The sequence below is a fragment of the Kocuria sp. UBA1838 genome (assembly GCF_002338785.1).
GTDB lineage: Bacteria > Actinomycetota > Actinomycetes > Actinomycetales > Micrococcaceae > Kocuria > Kocuria marina.
Genome location: NZ_DDIY01000019.1, coordinates 64733 through 78483, shown reverse-complemented (window position 1 = coordinate 78483; position 13751 = coordinate 64733). Strand labels below are relative to the sequence as shown.

At 68.7% G+C, this 13751-nt stretch carries 12 protein-coding genes and 1 pseudogene; 1 reads left to right on the top strand and 12 read right to left on the bottom strand.

Annotated elements, in window-relative coordinates; all coding sequences use genetic code 11:
• Window positions 1-225: pseudogene (locus B3I25_RS12065) on the top strand (16S rRNA methyltransferase); the annotation flags it as partial.
• A gap of 207 nt (window positions 226-432) precedes the next feature.
• Here B3I25_RS12065 and dapF read toward each other — a convergent pair.
• The 12 genes from dapF to dapA all read right to left on the bottom strand — a co-directional run bounded on the left by dapF (window position 433) and on the right by dapA (window position 13742).
• On the bottom strand, window positions 433-1377 hold the full coding sequence (gene dapF, locus B3I25_RS12060; protein ID WP_242670443.1) for a diaminopimelate epimerase: 945 nt from the start codon (window positions 1375-1377) through the stop codon (window positions 433-435).
• A complete protein-coding gene (gene miaA, locus B3I25_RS12055; RefSeq protein WP_144998833.1) occupies window positions 1370-2311 on the bottom strand; it encodes a tRNA (adenosine(37)-N6)-dimethylallyltransferase MiaA in 942 nt (313 codons plus the stop codon). Before miaA ends, dapF begins: the two co-directional genes overlap by 8 nt.
• A gap of 7 nt (window positions 2312-2318) precedes the next feature.
• Complete coding sequence (miaB, locus tag B3I25_RS12050) at window positions 2319-3824, bottom strand: tRNA (N6-isopentenyl adenosine(37)-C2)-methylthiotransferase MiaB (RefSeq protein ID WP_131333964.1); 1506 nt, start codon at window positions 3822-3824, stop codon at window positions 2319-2321.
• A 74-nt stretch (window positions 3825-3898) separates the two neighbouring features.
• Window positions 3899-4663, bottom strand: coding sequence for a regulatory protein RecX (locus tag B3I25_RS12045; RefSeq protein WP_349676545.1), 765 nt, complete (start codon window positions 4661-4663; stop codon window positions 3899-3901).
• Window positions 4664-4680: 17 nt separating this feature from the next.
• Window positions 4681-5826 carry a recombinase RecA gene (gene recA / locus B3I25_RS12040; protein WP_064845951.1) on the bottom strand — a complete coding sequence of 382 codons (1146 nt, stop codon included), beginning with the start codon at window positions 5824-5826 and terminating at the stop codon, window positions 4681-4683.
• A 167-nt stretch (window positions 5827-5993) separates the two neighbouring features.
• On the bottom strand, window positions 5994-6215 hold the full coding sequence (locus B3I25_RS12035; RefSeq protein WP_064845952.1) for a DUF3046 domain-containing protein: 222 nt from the start codon (window positions 6213-6215) through the stop codon (window positions 5994-5996).
• Between the two features lie 161 nt (window positions 6216-6376).
• Window positions 6377-6802: a helix-turn-helix domain-containing protein gene (locus B3I25_RS12030; RefSeq protein WP_064845953.1), complete on the bottom strand. Its 426-nt coding sequence runs from the start codon at window positions 6800-6802 to the stop codon at window positions 6377-6379.
• 149 nt (window positions 6803-6951) lie between these two features.
• Window positions 6952-7449 carry a CinA family protein gene (locus tag B3I25_RS12025; protein WP_064845954.1) on the bottom strand — a complete coding sequence of 166 codons (498 nt, stop codon included), beginning with the start codon at window positions 7447-7449 and terminating at the stop codon, window positions 6952-6954.
• Complete coding sequence (gene pgsA, locus B3I25_RS12020) at window positions 7446-8078, bottom strand: CDP-diacylglycerol--glycerol-3-phosphate 3-phosphatidyltransferase (protein ID WP_064845955.1); 633 nt, start codon at window positions 8076-8078, stop codon at window positions 7446-7448. Before pgsA ends, B3I25_RS12025 begins: the two co-directional genes overlap by 4 nt.
• Window positions 8075-11014, bottom strand: coding sequence for an FtsK/SpoIIIE family DNA translocase (locus B3I25_RS12015; protein ID WP_286739404.1), 2940 nt, complete (start codon window positions 11012-11014; stop codon window positions 8075-8077). The genes pgsA and B3I25_RS12015 overlap by 4 nt, the downstream gene beginning before the upstream one ends.
• Before the next feature lie 82 nt (window positions 11015-11096).
• On the bottom strand, window positions 11097-12791 hold the full coding sequence (locus B3I25_RS12010; protein ID WP_193519680.1) for a ribonuclease J: 1695 nt from the start codon (window positions 12789-12791) through the stop codon (window positions 11097-11099).
• A 15-nt stretch (window positions 12792-12806) separates the two neighbouring features.
• Window positions 12807-13742, bottom strand: coding sequence for a 4-hydroxy-tetrahydrodipicolinate synthase (gene dapA / locus B3I25_RS12005; RefSeq protein WP_167318654.1), 936 nt, complete (start codon window positions 13740-13742; stop codon window positions 12807-12809).
• Between the last annotated feature and the right edge of the window lie 9 nt (window positions 13743-13751).

The following is a 13751-nucleotide window of genomic DNA, read 5'->3' as shown; positions in this document are numbered from 1 at the left end:
TGGTCCAACCCGCCGATCCGCGTGGGGAAGCAGGAACTGCACGACATCCTCATGATGTGGCTCCCCCGCCTCGCGCCCGGTGGTACGGCGTGGCTCGTGGTACAGAAGAACCTGGGTGGGGACTCACTGCAGCGCTGGCTCGCGGCCACCCTGGGTGAGGGGTATTGCGTGGACCGGGCCGCAACCGACAAGGGCTTCCGCGTCATCACCGTCCAGCGCGCCTGAGGCGCGCGGAGGCACGCATGCCGGGCCGGGAACCGGGGTTGCGTGTACGGCGTTGGAAGCCACACCCCCGGGCGTTGGGTCGGAAACAGGAGCCAGGGGAGTCGGGCTGGGAGCCGGCGCGCAGCGTCGTCGTCGGACGATGCATGCAACAGGGCCGCGCGGCGAGGCCCTCCCGACTCAGCCCACCGCGGCACGAACGCGACCGACTCAGACGAGCTCGGCGGTGGCCACCACGCGCACCGGACCCGCGAGGACGACATGCTCGGTGCCGTCCGGAGCGGGCACGAACGTCACGGACAGCACGCCCCCGGGGACACGCACGAACCAGCGGTCCGGGGAGTCGGGACCGCCCCAGAACCGGGTGGCCGCCGCGGCCGCGCACGCTCCCGTGCCGCACGAGTACGTCTCGCCGACACCCCGTTCGTGGACGCGCATCTCGAGGCGACCGAACTCGGAATCGCCATCGTCCGAGGGCACCACGAACTCCACGTTGGTCCCCTCGGGAGGGGTGGGTTCCACGACGGGCGCGGTGTGTAGGTCCAGCCCGTCCAACTTCTCGCCCTCGGACAGGGCCACGACCGTGTGGGGATTGCCCATGCTGATGGACACCCCCGGGCGCGGGACCGTGAGGCCCTCCGCATTCACGAGGCAATCCGAACCGCGCTCGCGCGCGGCGTCCCCATCCTCGAAGCTCCACGGACCCATGTCCACGGCGTAGCCGTCGGACGTACGCGCTACGGTGCGCATCCCCGCGCGCGTGCCGATGCGCAGTTGGGAACCGCGCGGGAGGCTCACGAGCCCCTCGCGCACGAGGTGGTCCACGAACACCCGCACCCCGTTACCGCACATCTGCGCCACGGAACCGTCCCCGTTGCGGTAGTCCATGAACCACTCGACGTCCGGGTGCGCTTCGGCGAGCTCGCCGGCATCGGCCACGTGCTCGGTGCGCACGGCGCGGATCAGGCCGTCACCGCCCAGCCCGAGGTGTCGGTCGCACACCGCCGCGACCGTGTCCGGTGAGACGTCCAGGGTGCCGTCCCGGTCCGTGAAGACCACGAAGTCGTTTCCCGTGCCGTGCGCCTTGGTCACGCGCACGCCCGCCAGTTCCTGCCAGTTCACGCTGCCTACCGTCCCCTCGGTCGTGTCAGTCATCGCCGCCATCATACTGAGCCCGGACGACGTCCATTGCCCGTTCCGGCAGCGCGGACGGTCCCGCGGGATCGTCCGCCCGCAACCAGTGCACGCGAGGATCCGCCCGGAACCACGTGCGCTGGCGCTTCACGAACCTGCGGGTGGCGGTCACGGTCTCGTCCCGGGCGCGCTCGAGCGTACTCGTGCCGTCGAGCACCGCGAGCAACTGGGGGTACCCCAGGGCCTTCCCAGCGGTGGGGCTCTCGCGCAGCCCCCGGGCCGCGAGCGCTCGTACCTCGTCCAGCCACCCCCGCTCGAGCATGGTGTCCACGCGGCGGGCCACCCGCTCGTTAAGCACGTCCCGCTCCATGGCGAGACCGATCTGCACCGTGGGCCGCACGTACCGGCGCTCGGGCATGAACGACGTGAAGGGCCGTCCGGTCAGCCGATGCACCTCGATCGCCCGGACCAGTCTGCGGTCGTCCTTGACCGTGGCCGCCGATTCGGGATCCACGTCCGCGAGCCGCTGCAGCATGCGGGCATGCCCGTGCTCGTGCAGCTCGGCTTCGACCCGCGCTCGCAGCTGCGGATCGGTTCCGGGGAATTCGATGTGGTCGAGCACCGCGCGCACGTACAGTCCCGAGCCGCCCACGAGGACGGGCACGTTGCCGCGTTCCTCGATCTCGGCGATGACGGTGCGAGCGCGAGTCTGGAACGCGGCGACCGACGCTTCCTCATGCAGGTCCAAGATGTCGAGCAGGTGGTGCGGCACTCCCCCGCGTTCCTCCGGGGGCAGCTTGGCGGTCCCGATGTCCATGCCCCGGTAGAACTGCAGGGCGTCCGCGTTGACGATCTCCCCGCCCACGCGCTGGGCGATCGCGATCCCGAGGTCCGACTTCCCGGTCCCCGTGGGCCCCACGACCGCCACGACCGGGCGTTGCGTCCCCCGGGTCATACCGCGCTCAGGGCTTTCGCAGCGACGGCATGCCCAGCCCCACGGCGGCGGGTTTGCCCGAGGACGACGGCGCACCACACGATTCCGCCTGAGCGGCCTCCCACGCGTCCCCGCCGCGGGAGCGCCGCACGCTGTACTCGTTCGCGTCCCGCGGGTCCGCGAGCAGGTGGTACGTGGCGGCCCCGGTCACCGGAACCGTGACGAAATCACCCGGGCGCGGTTGTGCGGCTCCGTCCGGGACACTGAAGTGCACGAGCCGCTGATCCGGGCCCCGCCCGCTCAGTCGGTGCGTGGCTTCGGACTTCCGCCCCGATTGGGCGCTCACGAGCACCTCCGTGCGCGTGCCCACGAGCTCGCGGTTCAACTCCGCGCTGATCCGGTCCTGCAGGGCGGTCAACCGTTCGAAGCGTTCCTGCACCACGGGGGCGGGGACCTGGTTCGCCATCTCCCCGGCGGGAGTGCCCGGGCGCACCGAATACTGGAAGGTGAACGCGGAGGAGAACCGGGAGGCCTCCACGACGTCCAGGGTGTCCTGGAAGTCCTGCTCGGTCTCCCCTGGGAAGCCCACGATGATGTCGGTGGTGATCGCGGCGTGCGGGATCCGCTCACGCACCCGGTCCAGGATGCCCAGGAACTTCTTGGAACGGTACGAGCGCCGCATGTCCTTGAGGATCCGGTCCGAACCGGACTGCAGCGGCATGTGCAACTGAGGCATCACGTTGGGGGTCTCCGCCATGGCATCGATCACGTCGTCCGTGAAGGCCGCGGGGTGCGGACTCGTGAAGCGCACCCGCTCCAACCCCTGGATGTCCCCGCAGGCGCGCAGCAGTTTGGCGAACGCCCCGCGGTCACCGAACTCCACGCCGTACGAGTTCACGTTCTGCCCCAGCAGGGTCACTTCCACCGCACCGGAGTCCACGAGCGCCTGGACTTCGGCGAGGATGTCCCCGGGACGGCGGTCCTTCTCCTTGCCGCGCAGCTGGGGGACGATGCAGAACGTGCACGTGTTGTTGCACCCCACCGAGATGGACACCCACCCCGCATAGGCCTGTTCCCGCTTGGTCGGCAGTGCCGACGGGAACGTCTCGAGGGCTTCCAGGATTTCCACCTGGGCCTGCTCGTTGTGCCGGGCGCGTTCCAGCAGGACCGGCAGGGACCCGATGTTGTGGGTCCCGAAGACCACGTCCACCCACGGGGCCTTATCGACGATAGTGGCGCGGTCCTTCTGGGCGAGGCAGCCGCCCACCGCGATCTGCAACCGTTCGTTGCGCCGCTTGACGGGGGCCAGCTGACCCAGCTGGCCGTACAGCTTGTTGTCCGCGTTCTCCCGGACGGCACACGTGTTGAACACGACCAGGTCCGGATCACGGTTCACCGCGGGAACGTATCCGGCGCTCTCGAGCAGTCCCGTGATGCGCTCGGAGTCGTGGGCGTTCATCTGACATCCGAGAGTGCGCACCTCGTAGGCGGGTGCATCGGTGGCGATCACGGGTTCCTGCACGGCATGGGGCATCTGAGTCACCTCACCATTTTAGGGACGGGGTCAAATTGCTGGAACTCGGCCGTCCACGGCCAAAGGGGCACCGATCAGGGCGTGTCCCACACGTGGGCGTCGTCCGGGTCCGGCCGATCGCGCCCGCCCACTGTGGACCCGCCCGCGGCGTAGTCATCTCCCGAGAAGCCGTCTCCTGGGAACCCGTCTGCGGAGAACTCGTCGCCGGCGAACTCGTCACCCGCGGACTCCTCCGATTCGAACTCCTCCGCCGAGGACTTCAGCGCGCCCAGCTCCTCCTTGACCACGGCGAACGCGAGTCCCGGCGGATACCCCTTGCGTCCGAGCATGCTCACGAGCCTGCGGATCAGCCGGTCGCGTTCCTTGCGGTCCGACGGGTCCACGGAGGCGGGCAACTTCTTGCGCACGAGGACGTGGGCGTCCCGCAGTTCGTCGTGGTCGGAGCGCTGTTCGAGGGCCTCGTCCGCGATCTCACCCGTGATCCCGCGCTGCGCGAGTTCCCGGCGCAGAGCCGAGCGGGACAACCGGCGGGTCTCGGCGCGGGACCTGACGAACATCCCCGCGTAGGCCCGATCGTCCACGAGGTTCACTTCCTCGAACCGGTCGAGCACCTCCCGGGCGACGTCCTCGGGGACGTTGCGGTCCGCGAGTTTGTCCTCGAGCTGGCGCCGCGACTTGGCCGATGCGCTCAACTGGCGCAGGACGATCGCGCGGGCGACCTCGCGGGGATCGGCCTCCGCCTCACCCGGTGACTCCGTGGACGCGGGCGGCGCCGCCGGGCCCCAATGGGAATCGGAGGCCCGGCGGCGCCGGGAACCATAGCGTTCGGACTCAGTCATGAAGGGACGGCGTCAGCTCAGAATGCCGGAAGTTCGGTCTCGTCCTTGGCCGGTGCGAACGGGGCATCCGGATCCAGGTCCTGGGGATCGTCGCCGAACCCCTCCATGTCCTGGGAGGCCTGGTCCGGGTCCTCGCTGATCCCGAGCTTGACCAGGATCTTGCGTTCGATCTCCTGGGCGAGTTCCGGGTTGTCCTTGAGGAAGCGGCGCGAGTTCTCCTTGCCCTGGCCGAGCTGGTCCCCCTCGTAGGTGAACCACGCACCGGACTTCTTCACGATGCCGTGTTCCACGCCCATGTCGATCAGGCCGCCCTCGATGGAGATGCCCTGACCGTAGAGGATGTCGAACTCGGCCTGCTTGAAGGGCGGGGCCATCTTGTTCTTGACGATCTTGGCGCGGGTGCGGTTACCCACGGGGTTCGCACCGTCCTTGAGGGTCTCGATCCGGCGGACGTCCACGCGCACGGAGGCGTAGAACTTCAGCGCCTTACCACCCGTGGTGGTCTCCGGGGAGCCGAAGAACACGCCGATCTTCTCGCGCAGCTGGTTGATGAAGATCGCGGTGGTGTTGGTGTGGGACAACCGACCCGTGATCTTGCGCAGAGCCTGGGACATCAACCGGGCTTGCAGACCCACGTGGCTGTCGCCCATTTCGCCCTCGATCTCCGCCTTGGGCACGAGGGCCGCCACGGAGTCGATCACGATGATGTCGATGGAGCCCGAACCCACGAGCATGTCCATGATCTCGAGCGCCTGCTCACCGGTGTCCGGCTGGGACACCAGCAGGTTGTCCGTGTCCACACCGAGCTTCTCGGCGTAGACCGGGTCCAGCGCGTGCTCGGCGTCGATGAAGGCGGCGATCCCGCCGGCCTTCTGGACGCTGGCCACGGCGTGCAGGGCCACGGTGGTCTTACCCGAGGATTCCGGGCCGTAGATCTCCACGACACGGCCGCGGGGGAACCCGCCGATACCCAGTGCGACGTCCAGCGCGATGGAACCGGTGGGGATGGTCTCGATCTTGTTGGCGGGGCGATCCCCCAGCCGCATGACCGATCCCTTGCCGTAGTTCTTGTCGATCTGGGACAGGACGGTGTCCAGTGCCTTCTGACGATCGGATCCGGCCACCTGAGAGGGTGCCGGTGCGCCCTTGGACTTGGCTGCCATGTTTCACCTCGGTTCTCGGGGGCCGGGGCGGCCCTGTCGATGTCTTCACGTTCCACGGTACAAAGGGGGTCCGACAGCCATAAGCGACCGGACGGGTTGTGGAGCGCGCGTGAGCTGATTCGAATATACCTTCGAAGACGGCGTGGCGCACGCCGCCCACGGCGAACTCAGCGCCGGGGCGGTTGATCCGGACCCCACCACCGGGACTCGGGGATCTCCTGGGCGCGGCACACCGCGAACCACACCGTCTTGGGGTCCGTCCCGGACTCGAGGGCCTCCGCGGCCGTGCGCTCACCCAACTCGGTTAAAACCAGATCTCGAGCGAGAACCCGGCTGTACACCGCCCCGAATTCGTGGGACATCAGGTCCCAGAACGCACTGACTCGCATGAACGACTTCTCCTCGGTATCGACGCTGCATAGATCCGCTAACTCTCCACGCTGTGCGGACCCCACGGTGCTGCGATGAGCAACGGACCCGCCCACAGGGCGGGTCCGTTCGTTGGTCTGGTGCACCGCGGCCGGTTCGGCCGCAGCGAGCGGGGTCTGACTCAGTGCGCGCCGGCGGCGGTGCCACCGCGCAACTGACGCATCTCCCGCGTGAACTCCTCCGTGAGCTCGGACGGCACGGTGTCAGGGATGAACGTGCCCTCGGCGTAGGCGAGACGGTCCGCGACCTCGCGCAGCATCTGGGACATCGGGATGTCCAGTGCCGCACAGATGGACGCGAGCAATTCGGAGGAGGCTTCCTTCTGTCCTCGCTCCACCTCGCTCAGGTACCCCAGCGAGACGCGGGCACTGTGCGAGACCTCGCGCAGGGTCCGGCCCTGACGCTGGCGGACGTTGCGCAGCACCTCGCCTATCTCCTGACGCAGGACACCGACCTTGACATCATTGGTTTTCCCGTGAGCTTCATCGGACACACCCACGTCCTTCCAACGGACAACACCATTGACAGACACGGGTTGCTTCGTCATGTGAATTGCTTCTCCTCGTACGAATTGACGGGGCCTTCTGCATCGCTGACGACGCAGTGGTCGAGGCCTCTTGAGCCCATCGGGCTCAACCTCTGATATGCATAACGGGCTTACGTGTTCGATTGTTCCCGCTCGGCGGCCTAAAAACACTAGGCGTTGGCTGGGAATGAGATTTGAGTCGTCAATGCGTCAAGCGCGCGGCCCACGGTGGCTTGCCGGATCTCGGCCCGGTCACCGCTGAGATCCAAACGCTCCACCCGCTCCACACCCGGACCCGCGATCCCCACGAAGACGGTTCCCACGGGGTGTCCGTCGTGCGGTTCCGGCCCGGCGACCCCGGTGGTGGACACGGCCCAGTCCACGCCCAGGCGCTCGCGCGCACCGCGGGCCATGGCCACCGCGACCTGCGGGTCCACCGCGCCGCGTTCCTCGAGCAGCTCGTGGGACACACCCAGCACGCGTTCCTTGACGGCGTGCGAGTAGCTCACGACCGCTCCCTCGAAACACGCCGAGGCACCCGACACGGTCACGATCGCGGATGCGAGCGCGCCCCCGGTGAGGGATTCGGCCGTGCCCACCGTGACCCCGCGAGCGACGGCGCGGCGCACGAGCTCCGCGGCGTCGTACCCCGGCCGGTTCTCTGTCACGCCGCATCCCCGCGCACGGCCCGGTTGCGCAACTGCACGGCCTTGATCACGTAGTCGATGCCCGTGATCACGGTGGCGAGCAACGCGAGCGCGGTGAGCACCCATGCGAACCACAACCACCACTGCCCCACGAAGGGGGTGAGCGGCAGCAGCAGGGCGATCAGCGCCGCGGTCTGCAGGACGGTCTTGGTCTTGCCGCCCTTGGACGCGGCCATCACGCCGTAGCGGATCACCACGAATCGCATGAGCGTGATGCCCCACTCGCGCACCAGGATCACGATCGTGACCCACCACCACAGCTCCCCGAGCATGGACAGCACCACGAACGCGGCACCCGTGAGCAGTTTGTCCGCGATGGGATCGGCGATCTTGCCGAAACTCGTGATGAGGTTGCGCGCCCGGGCGATGTCCCCGTCGAGCTTGTCCGTGAGCATCGCGAGCCCGAACGTGACCACGGCGGCCCAGCGCATGCCCATGGAGTCCTGGCCGTGGGTCCCCCCGGCCACCAGGAACCACACGAAGAACGGGACCATCACGATCCGCAGTGCCGTCAGGGCATTCGGCAGGTTCCAGTTGGAGGCGTTGGGGGCGGGCGCCCCGGGCGCCGCCGCGCCGTCGTTAACCGTCATCGTCCCGTCAACTCCCATGCATCCTCGGATTGGTCGGACCCGTCGTGGTAGTCGTGGGCCACGTTCGACAGCGACGCCGCCACGAGGTCCTCGCCGGACGCCGACGCCGCGAGCGCACCGTCTGCGGCGCCCGGTGCACTCTGCGCGGGTGGTTCCTCGCCGCGGATCAGGGCGAGGGTCGCGGCGAGGTCATCCGGCTTGACGAGGACGTCACGTGCCTTGGACCCCTCGGACGCCCCGACCACGCCGCGTGACTCGAGCAGGTCCATGAGCCGCCCGGCCTTCGCGAAACCCACGCGCAGCTTGCGCTGGAGCATGGACGTGGACCCGAACTGCGTGGTGATGATCAGCTCGGCGGCCTGCAGCAGGACGTCGAGGTCGTCCCCGATGTCCTCGTCGATCGTCTTCTTGGGCGCTTCCTGCACGACGTCGTCGCGGTAGTGCGTGCTCATCTGCGACTTCACGTGCTCCACGACCTTGTGGATCTCCGACTCGGAGACCCACGCGCCCTGCACACGCATGGGCTTGGACGCACCCATGGGCAGGAACAGGGCGTCACCCTGGCCGATCAGCTTCTCCGCACCGGGCTGGTCCAGCACCACGCGGGAGTCGGTGACCGAGGACGTCGCGAACGCCATCCGGGACGGGACGTTGGCCTTGATCAGACCGGTCACGACGTCCACCGAGGGCCGCTGCGTGGCGAGCACGAGGTGGATGCCTGCGGCACGCGCGAGCTGGGTGATCCGCACGATCGCGTCCTCGACGTCCCGCGGGGCCACCATCATGAGATCCGCGAGCTCGTCCACGATCACCAGCAGGTACGGGTAGGGGCGGATGGTGCGCTTGGACCCGGGTTCGGGTTGCACCTTCCCGTTGCGCACGGCCTTGTTGAAGTCGTCGATGTGCTTGTACCCGAAGTGGGAGAGGTCGTCGTAGCGCGCGTCCATCTCCCGCACGACCCACTGCAGGGCCTCGGCGGCCTTCTTGGGGTTGGTGATGATCGGGGTGATCAGGTGCGGCACGCCCTCGTACGCGGTGAGTTCCACACGCTTGGGGTCCACCATGACCAGGCGCACCTCGTCCGGGGTGGAGCGCATGAGGATCGAGACGATCATGGAGTTCACGAACGAGGACTTACCCGCACCGGTAGCACCGGCCACGAGCATGTGCGGCATCTTGGCGAGGTTCGCGAGCACGAAGCCGCCCTCCACGTCCTTGCCCACGCCCATGATCATGGGGTGTTCGGACGCCCGGGCCTTCTGCGAGCGCAGCACGTCCCCCAGCGCCACGGTCTCACGATCCGTGTTGGGGATCTCGATGCCGATCGCGGACTTGCCCGGGATGGGCGAGAGGATCCGCACGTCCGCGGACGCCACCGCGTACGCGATGTTCTTGGACAGCGCCGTGACGCGCTCCACCTTGGTCCCGGAGCCCAGTTCGATCTCGTAGCGCGTGACCGTGGGCCCGCGCGAGAAGCCGGTGACCTCAGCGTCCACCTTGAACTGTTCGAGCACGCTCGTGAGCGCCCGGACCACCTGGTCGTTCGCCTCGGAGCGTTCCTTGGCGGGCGGGCCCTGCACGAGGTCCGCCACGGGCGGGAGGCTGTAGGCGACGTCGCCCTGCAGCTTGAGCTGCTCGGAGCGGGCCGGGATGGGTGTCGCGGGCGTGTGGGTGCGCGGCTGGGCGTCATCGTCCACCTTGAGGGCGGGCGCGTCCGACGCCGCCGCGGTGTCCGCCGCGGGCGCGATCCCCTGCTCCTCGCGTAATTTCTGGGCGGCGCGCTGGGACTTGGTGGGGCGCTTCTCGCCGGGGCGCAAGGCGACCTCCGGGTTCGGGATCGCGTCGGTGTCCTGGACCTCGGACGCCGCGGTAGAGCCCTCCGCCTGCGCGGCGTCGCGCACGGAGGAGGACCCACCGGCAGAACCCCGGCGCGCGGAGCGTTCCGCGTGCGAGCCGACGTCGAACACGCTCGTCGATCCCGCGTCCCGTGCCTCGCGGCGGTTGGCCTCGCCCACGACAGCGCGCTCGAACGCCTCGTCACCGTCGTAGCGTTCCAGCTCGTGGCGCTGCTTGCGTCGCTCGGAGCGCCGGGAGCGCTTCTCGCGTGTGGGCCGGGTGGGATCGAGGTAGGAGCGGTCGTGCGCGGGATCGGTGACGTCGGTCGCGCGGGGCTCGTACTGGCCCGTGAGACGGCGGTAGAGCTCGCGCAAGCGCGGCCCGATCTCCCCCACGGGCGTGGCGGTCATGACGAGCACGGCCAACGCCGCGAGCAGCACGAACACCGCGAGCGCGCCCCATCGGGTGATCAGGGACGCCAACGGGTCCGCGGCCAGGAAGCCCACGAAACCACCCGCGCGCCACACGGCGTCGAACCCGTCACCCAGACCGGGCGCGCCACCCAGCAGGTGCGCGGTGCCCGCGCCGGCGACGGACAGCGCGAGCAGACCGATTGCGATGCGGTTGTTGGCCTGCGTGGCCTCGGGGTGACGGAAGACGCGGATCGCGAAGAAGAAGCAGAAGATGGGCAGCACGAGGGCCATGAACCCGAAGGTCCCGCCCACGATCGCGTGCACCCAGGACGCGGGGATCGCCACGAGCGCGAGGTCCACGCCGCGCAGGTTCCACCACTCGACCGCGGCGATCACGACGGCGAGCACGAGCCACACGAGCGCACCACCGTCGCGGCGCTGTTGGGGAGCCATGTCCGTGCGCACGGTCCCCACGCGGCGCACCGCGGCCCCCACCACGTGTCCGGCGCCGGACCACGCGTTGACCACCCCGTGCAGGGCGGTGGAACCGGCCGAGGGCCCCGTGGATCCGGAGCGTGCGGACGTGGACCGTGCGGGGGCCTTCTTGCCGTTCTTAGGGGAACGCGCGGAACTCGAGGACCTGCCGGAGGCCTTCGAGGAGCGCGCGGGGGAAGTTCGAGACGCCATGCCCCCAGGGTACCCGGACGCGCAGCGACCCGCCCGGAGTCGGATCCGGGCGGGCCGCTGCGCAGTGCGGTGGTCCGGGGCGTCAGGCCTCGACGACCACGGGCACGATCATGGGCTTGCGCCGCAGCTTGCGGGAGACCCACGAGCCCACGGTGCGCCGCACGATCTGCTGCAACTGGTGGGTCGTGTGGTTCTTGCCGCTCTCGCCGAGCGCGTCCTCGAGGGCCGCGGAGATCCGGGGGCGGATCTCGTTGAACACGGTGTCCTCCTCGGCCACGCCGCGCGCGTGGATGTCCGGGCCGGAGACGATCTTGCCGGTGTCCCGGTTGACCACGGTGATCACGGAGATGAAGCCCTCCTCGCCGAGGGTCATGCGGTCCTTGAGGTCCGCGTCCGTGATCTCACCCACGGAGGAGCCGTCCACGTAGATGAACCCGCACTCCACCTGCCCGGTGATTTTGGCCGCGCCGGAATGCATGTCCACCACGGTGCCGTTCTCCGCGAGCAGCACGTGGTCCGCGGGGACGCCGGTTTCCTGGGCCAGGTTGCCGTTGGCGATCAGGTGCCGGATCTCGCCGTGGACCGGCATGACGTACTCGGGTTCCACGATGTTGTAGCAGTACAGCAACTCGCCCGCCCCGGCGTGACCCGAGACGTGGACCTTGGCGTTTCCCTTGTGCACCACGTCCGCGCCCAGGCGCATGAGCCCGTTGATCACGCGGAACACGGAGTTCTCGTTGCCCGGGATCAGTGAGGACGCCAGGATCACGGTGTCCCCGGCGTTGACCTGGACCTTGTGGTCCCCGTTGGCCATGCGGGACAGCGCGGCCATGGGCTCACCCTGGGAACCGGTGCACATGATGACGATCTGGTCGTCCCGGTAGTCGCCCACCTTCTTCTGGTCCACGAGCACGTTGGGCGGCACGTCCAGGTACCCGAGCTTCTCGGCGATCGCCATGTTGCGGATCATGGATCGGCCCATCAGGGCGACCTTGCGACCACTGGCCACGGCGGCGTCGAGCACCTGCTGCACGCGGTGGACGTGGGAGGAGAACGACGCCACGATCACGCGCTGCTTGGCGCGGGCGACCACGTCTGCGAGCACGGGACCGATGGCCTTCTCGGACGCGATGAACCCGGGAACCTCGGCGTTGGTGGAGTCCGTGAGGAACAGGTCCACACCCTCCTCGCCCAGGCGGGCGAAGTGACGCAGGTCCGTGATCCGCCCGTCCAGGGGCAGCTGGTCCATCTTGAAGTCACCGGTGTGCAGCACGGTCCCGGCCTTGGTGCGCAGGAACACTGCCAGGGCGTCCGGGATGGAGTGGTTCACGGCCACGAATTCGCACTCGAACTCACCGAGGCGCTCCACCTGGCCCTCGCGCACGGCCATGGTGAAGGGCTTGATCCGGTGCTCCTGCAGCTTGGCCTCGATCAACGCGAGCGTGAGCTGCGAGCCCAGGATGGGGATGTCCGGGCGGCGCTTGAGCAGGTACGGGACCGCGCCGATGTGGTCCTCGTGCCCGTGGGTGAGCACGATCGCGACGATGTCGTCGAGGCGCTCACGGATGTGGTTGATGTCCGGCAGGATCAGGTCCACGCCGGGCTGGGTTTCCTCGGGGAACAGGACACCGCAGTCGACCACGAGCAGCTGCCCGTTGATCTCGAACACGGTCATGTTCCGACCGACCTCGCCCAGACCGCCCAGGGGGATGACTCGCAGGGTGTCCTTCGCGAGTGCCGACGGTTCGGAGAGGTCGGTGGTGTTCCAATGGGTCATGAGACCCCTTTCATCTCAGGTGGTCAGCGTGTCGGCGATGACCGACGTGCTCAGGTCCGAGCGGATCTGCTCCAGCTCGGCCTGTGTGGGTGTCACGTGCGGCAAGCGCACCGTGTTGTTCGGCAGGCGGCCCTGCCAATGAAGAATGGTCTTCGCGGCCACGGCCCCGGGGATCCGGGTCATGGTGGCACGCACGAGCGGCAACAACTCCTCGTTGAGCCGCTGCGCGGTCTCGAGGTCCCCCGCCAGGGAGGCGTCCACGAGTTGGCGGTAGCGCGGGGTGTCGATGTGGGTGGTCACACCCACGAGCCCGGACGCGCCGAGCGCGATCCACGGGAGGGTGAGACCGTCGTCGCCGGAGTAGAAGAGCAGGTCCGTCTCGGCCATGACCCGGGCGGCGGCCATGAAGTCCGCCTTGGCGTCCTTGACGGCCACGATGTTCGGGTGGGAGGCCAGGGAGATCATGGTCTCGGGCTCGATCGGGATCCCCGAGCGCCCGGGGATGTCGTACACCATGACGGGCGTGTCCACGGAGTCCGCGAGCGAACGGAAGTGCGCCTCGACCCCCGCCTGGCTGGGCTTGTTGTAGTACGGGGTGACGATCAGCAGGCCGTCCATCCCGATCTTCTGCGCCTCGAGGCACAGGAAGCGAGAGTGCTCGGTGTCGTTCGAACCGGTCCCCGCGAGCAGCGGCACGCGCCCGCCCACGGCATCCTTGACGGCACGGAAGACCGAAAGGTTCTCCTGGTCGGTCATGGTGGAGTACTCACCGGTGGTGCCGCACACCACCAGACCGTCACAACCGTCGTCCACGAGTTGCTCGGCGAGGCGACCCGTGGCCTCGAGATCCACCGAGCCGTCGTCGTGGAAGACCGTGACCATGGCAGTGAGCAGGGACCCGAACATGGGCGCGGACCGCTGCGTCCGCGCAGGTGCGCTGTCGTGTGTCATATCCACAGG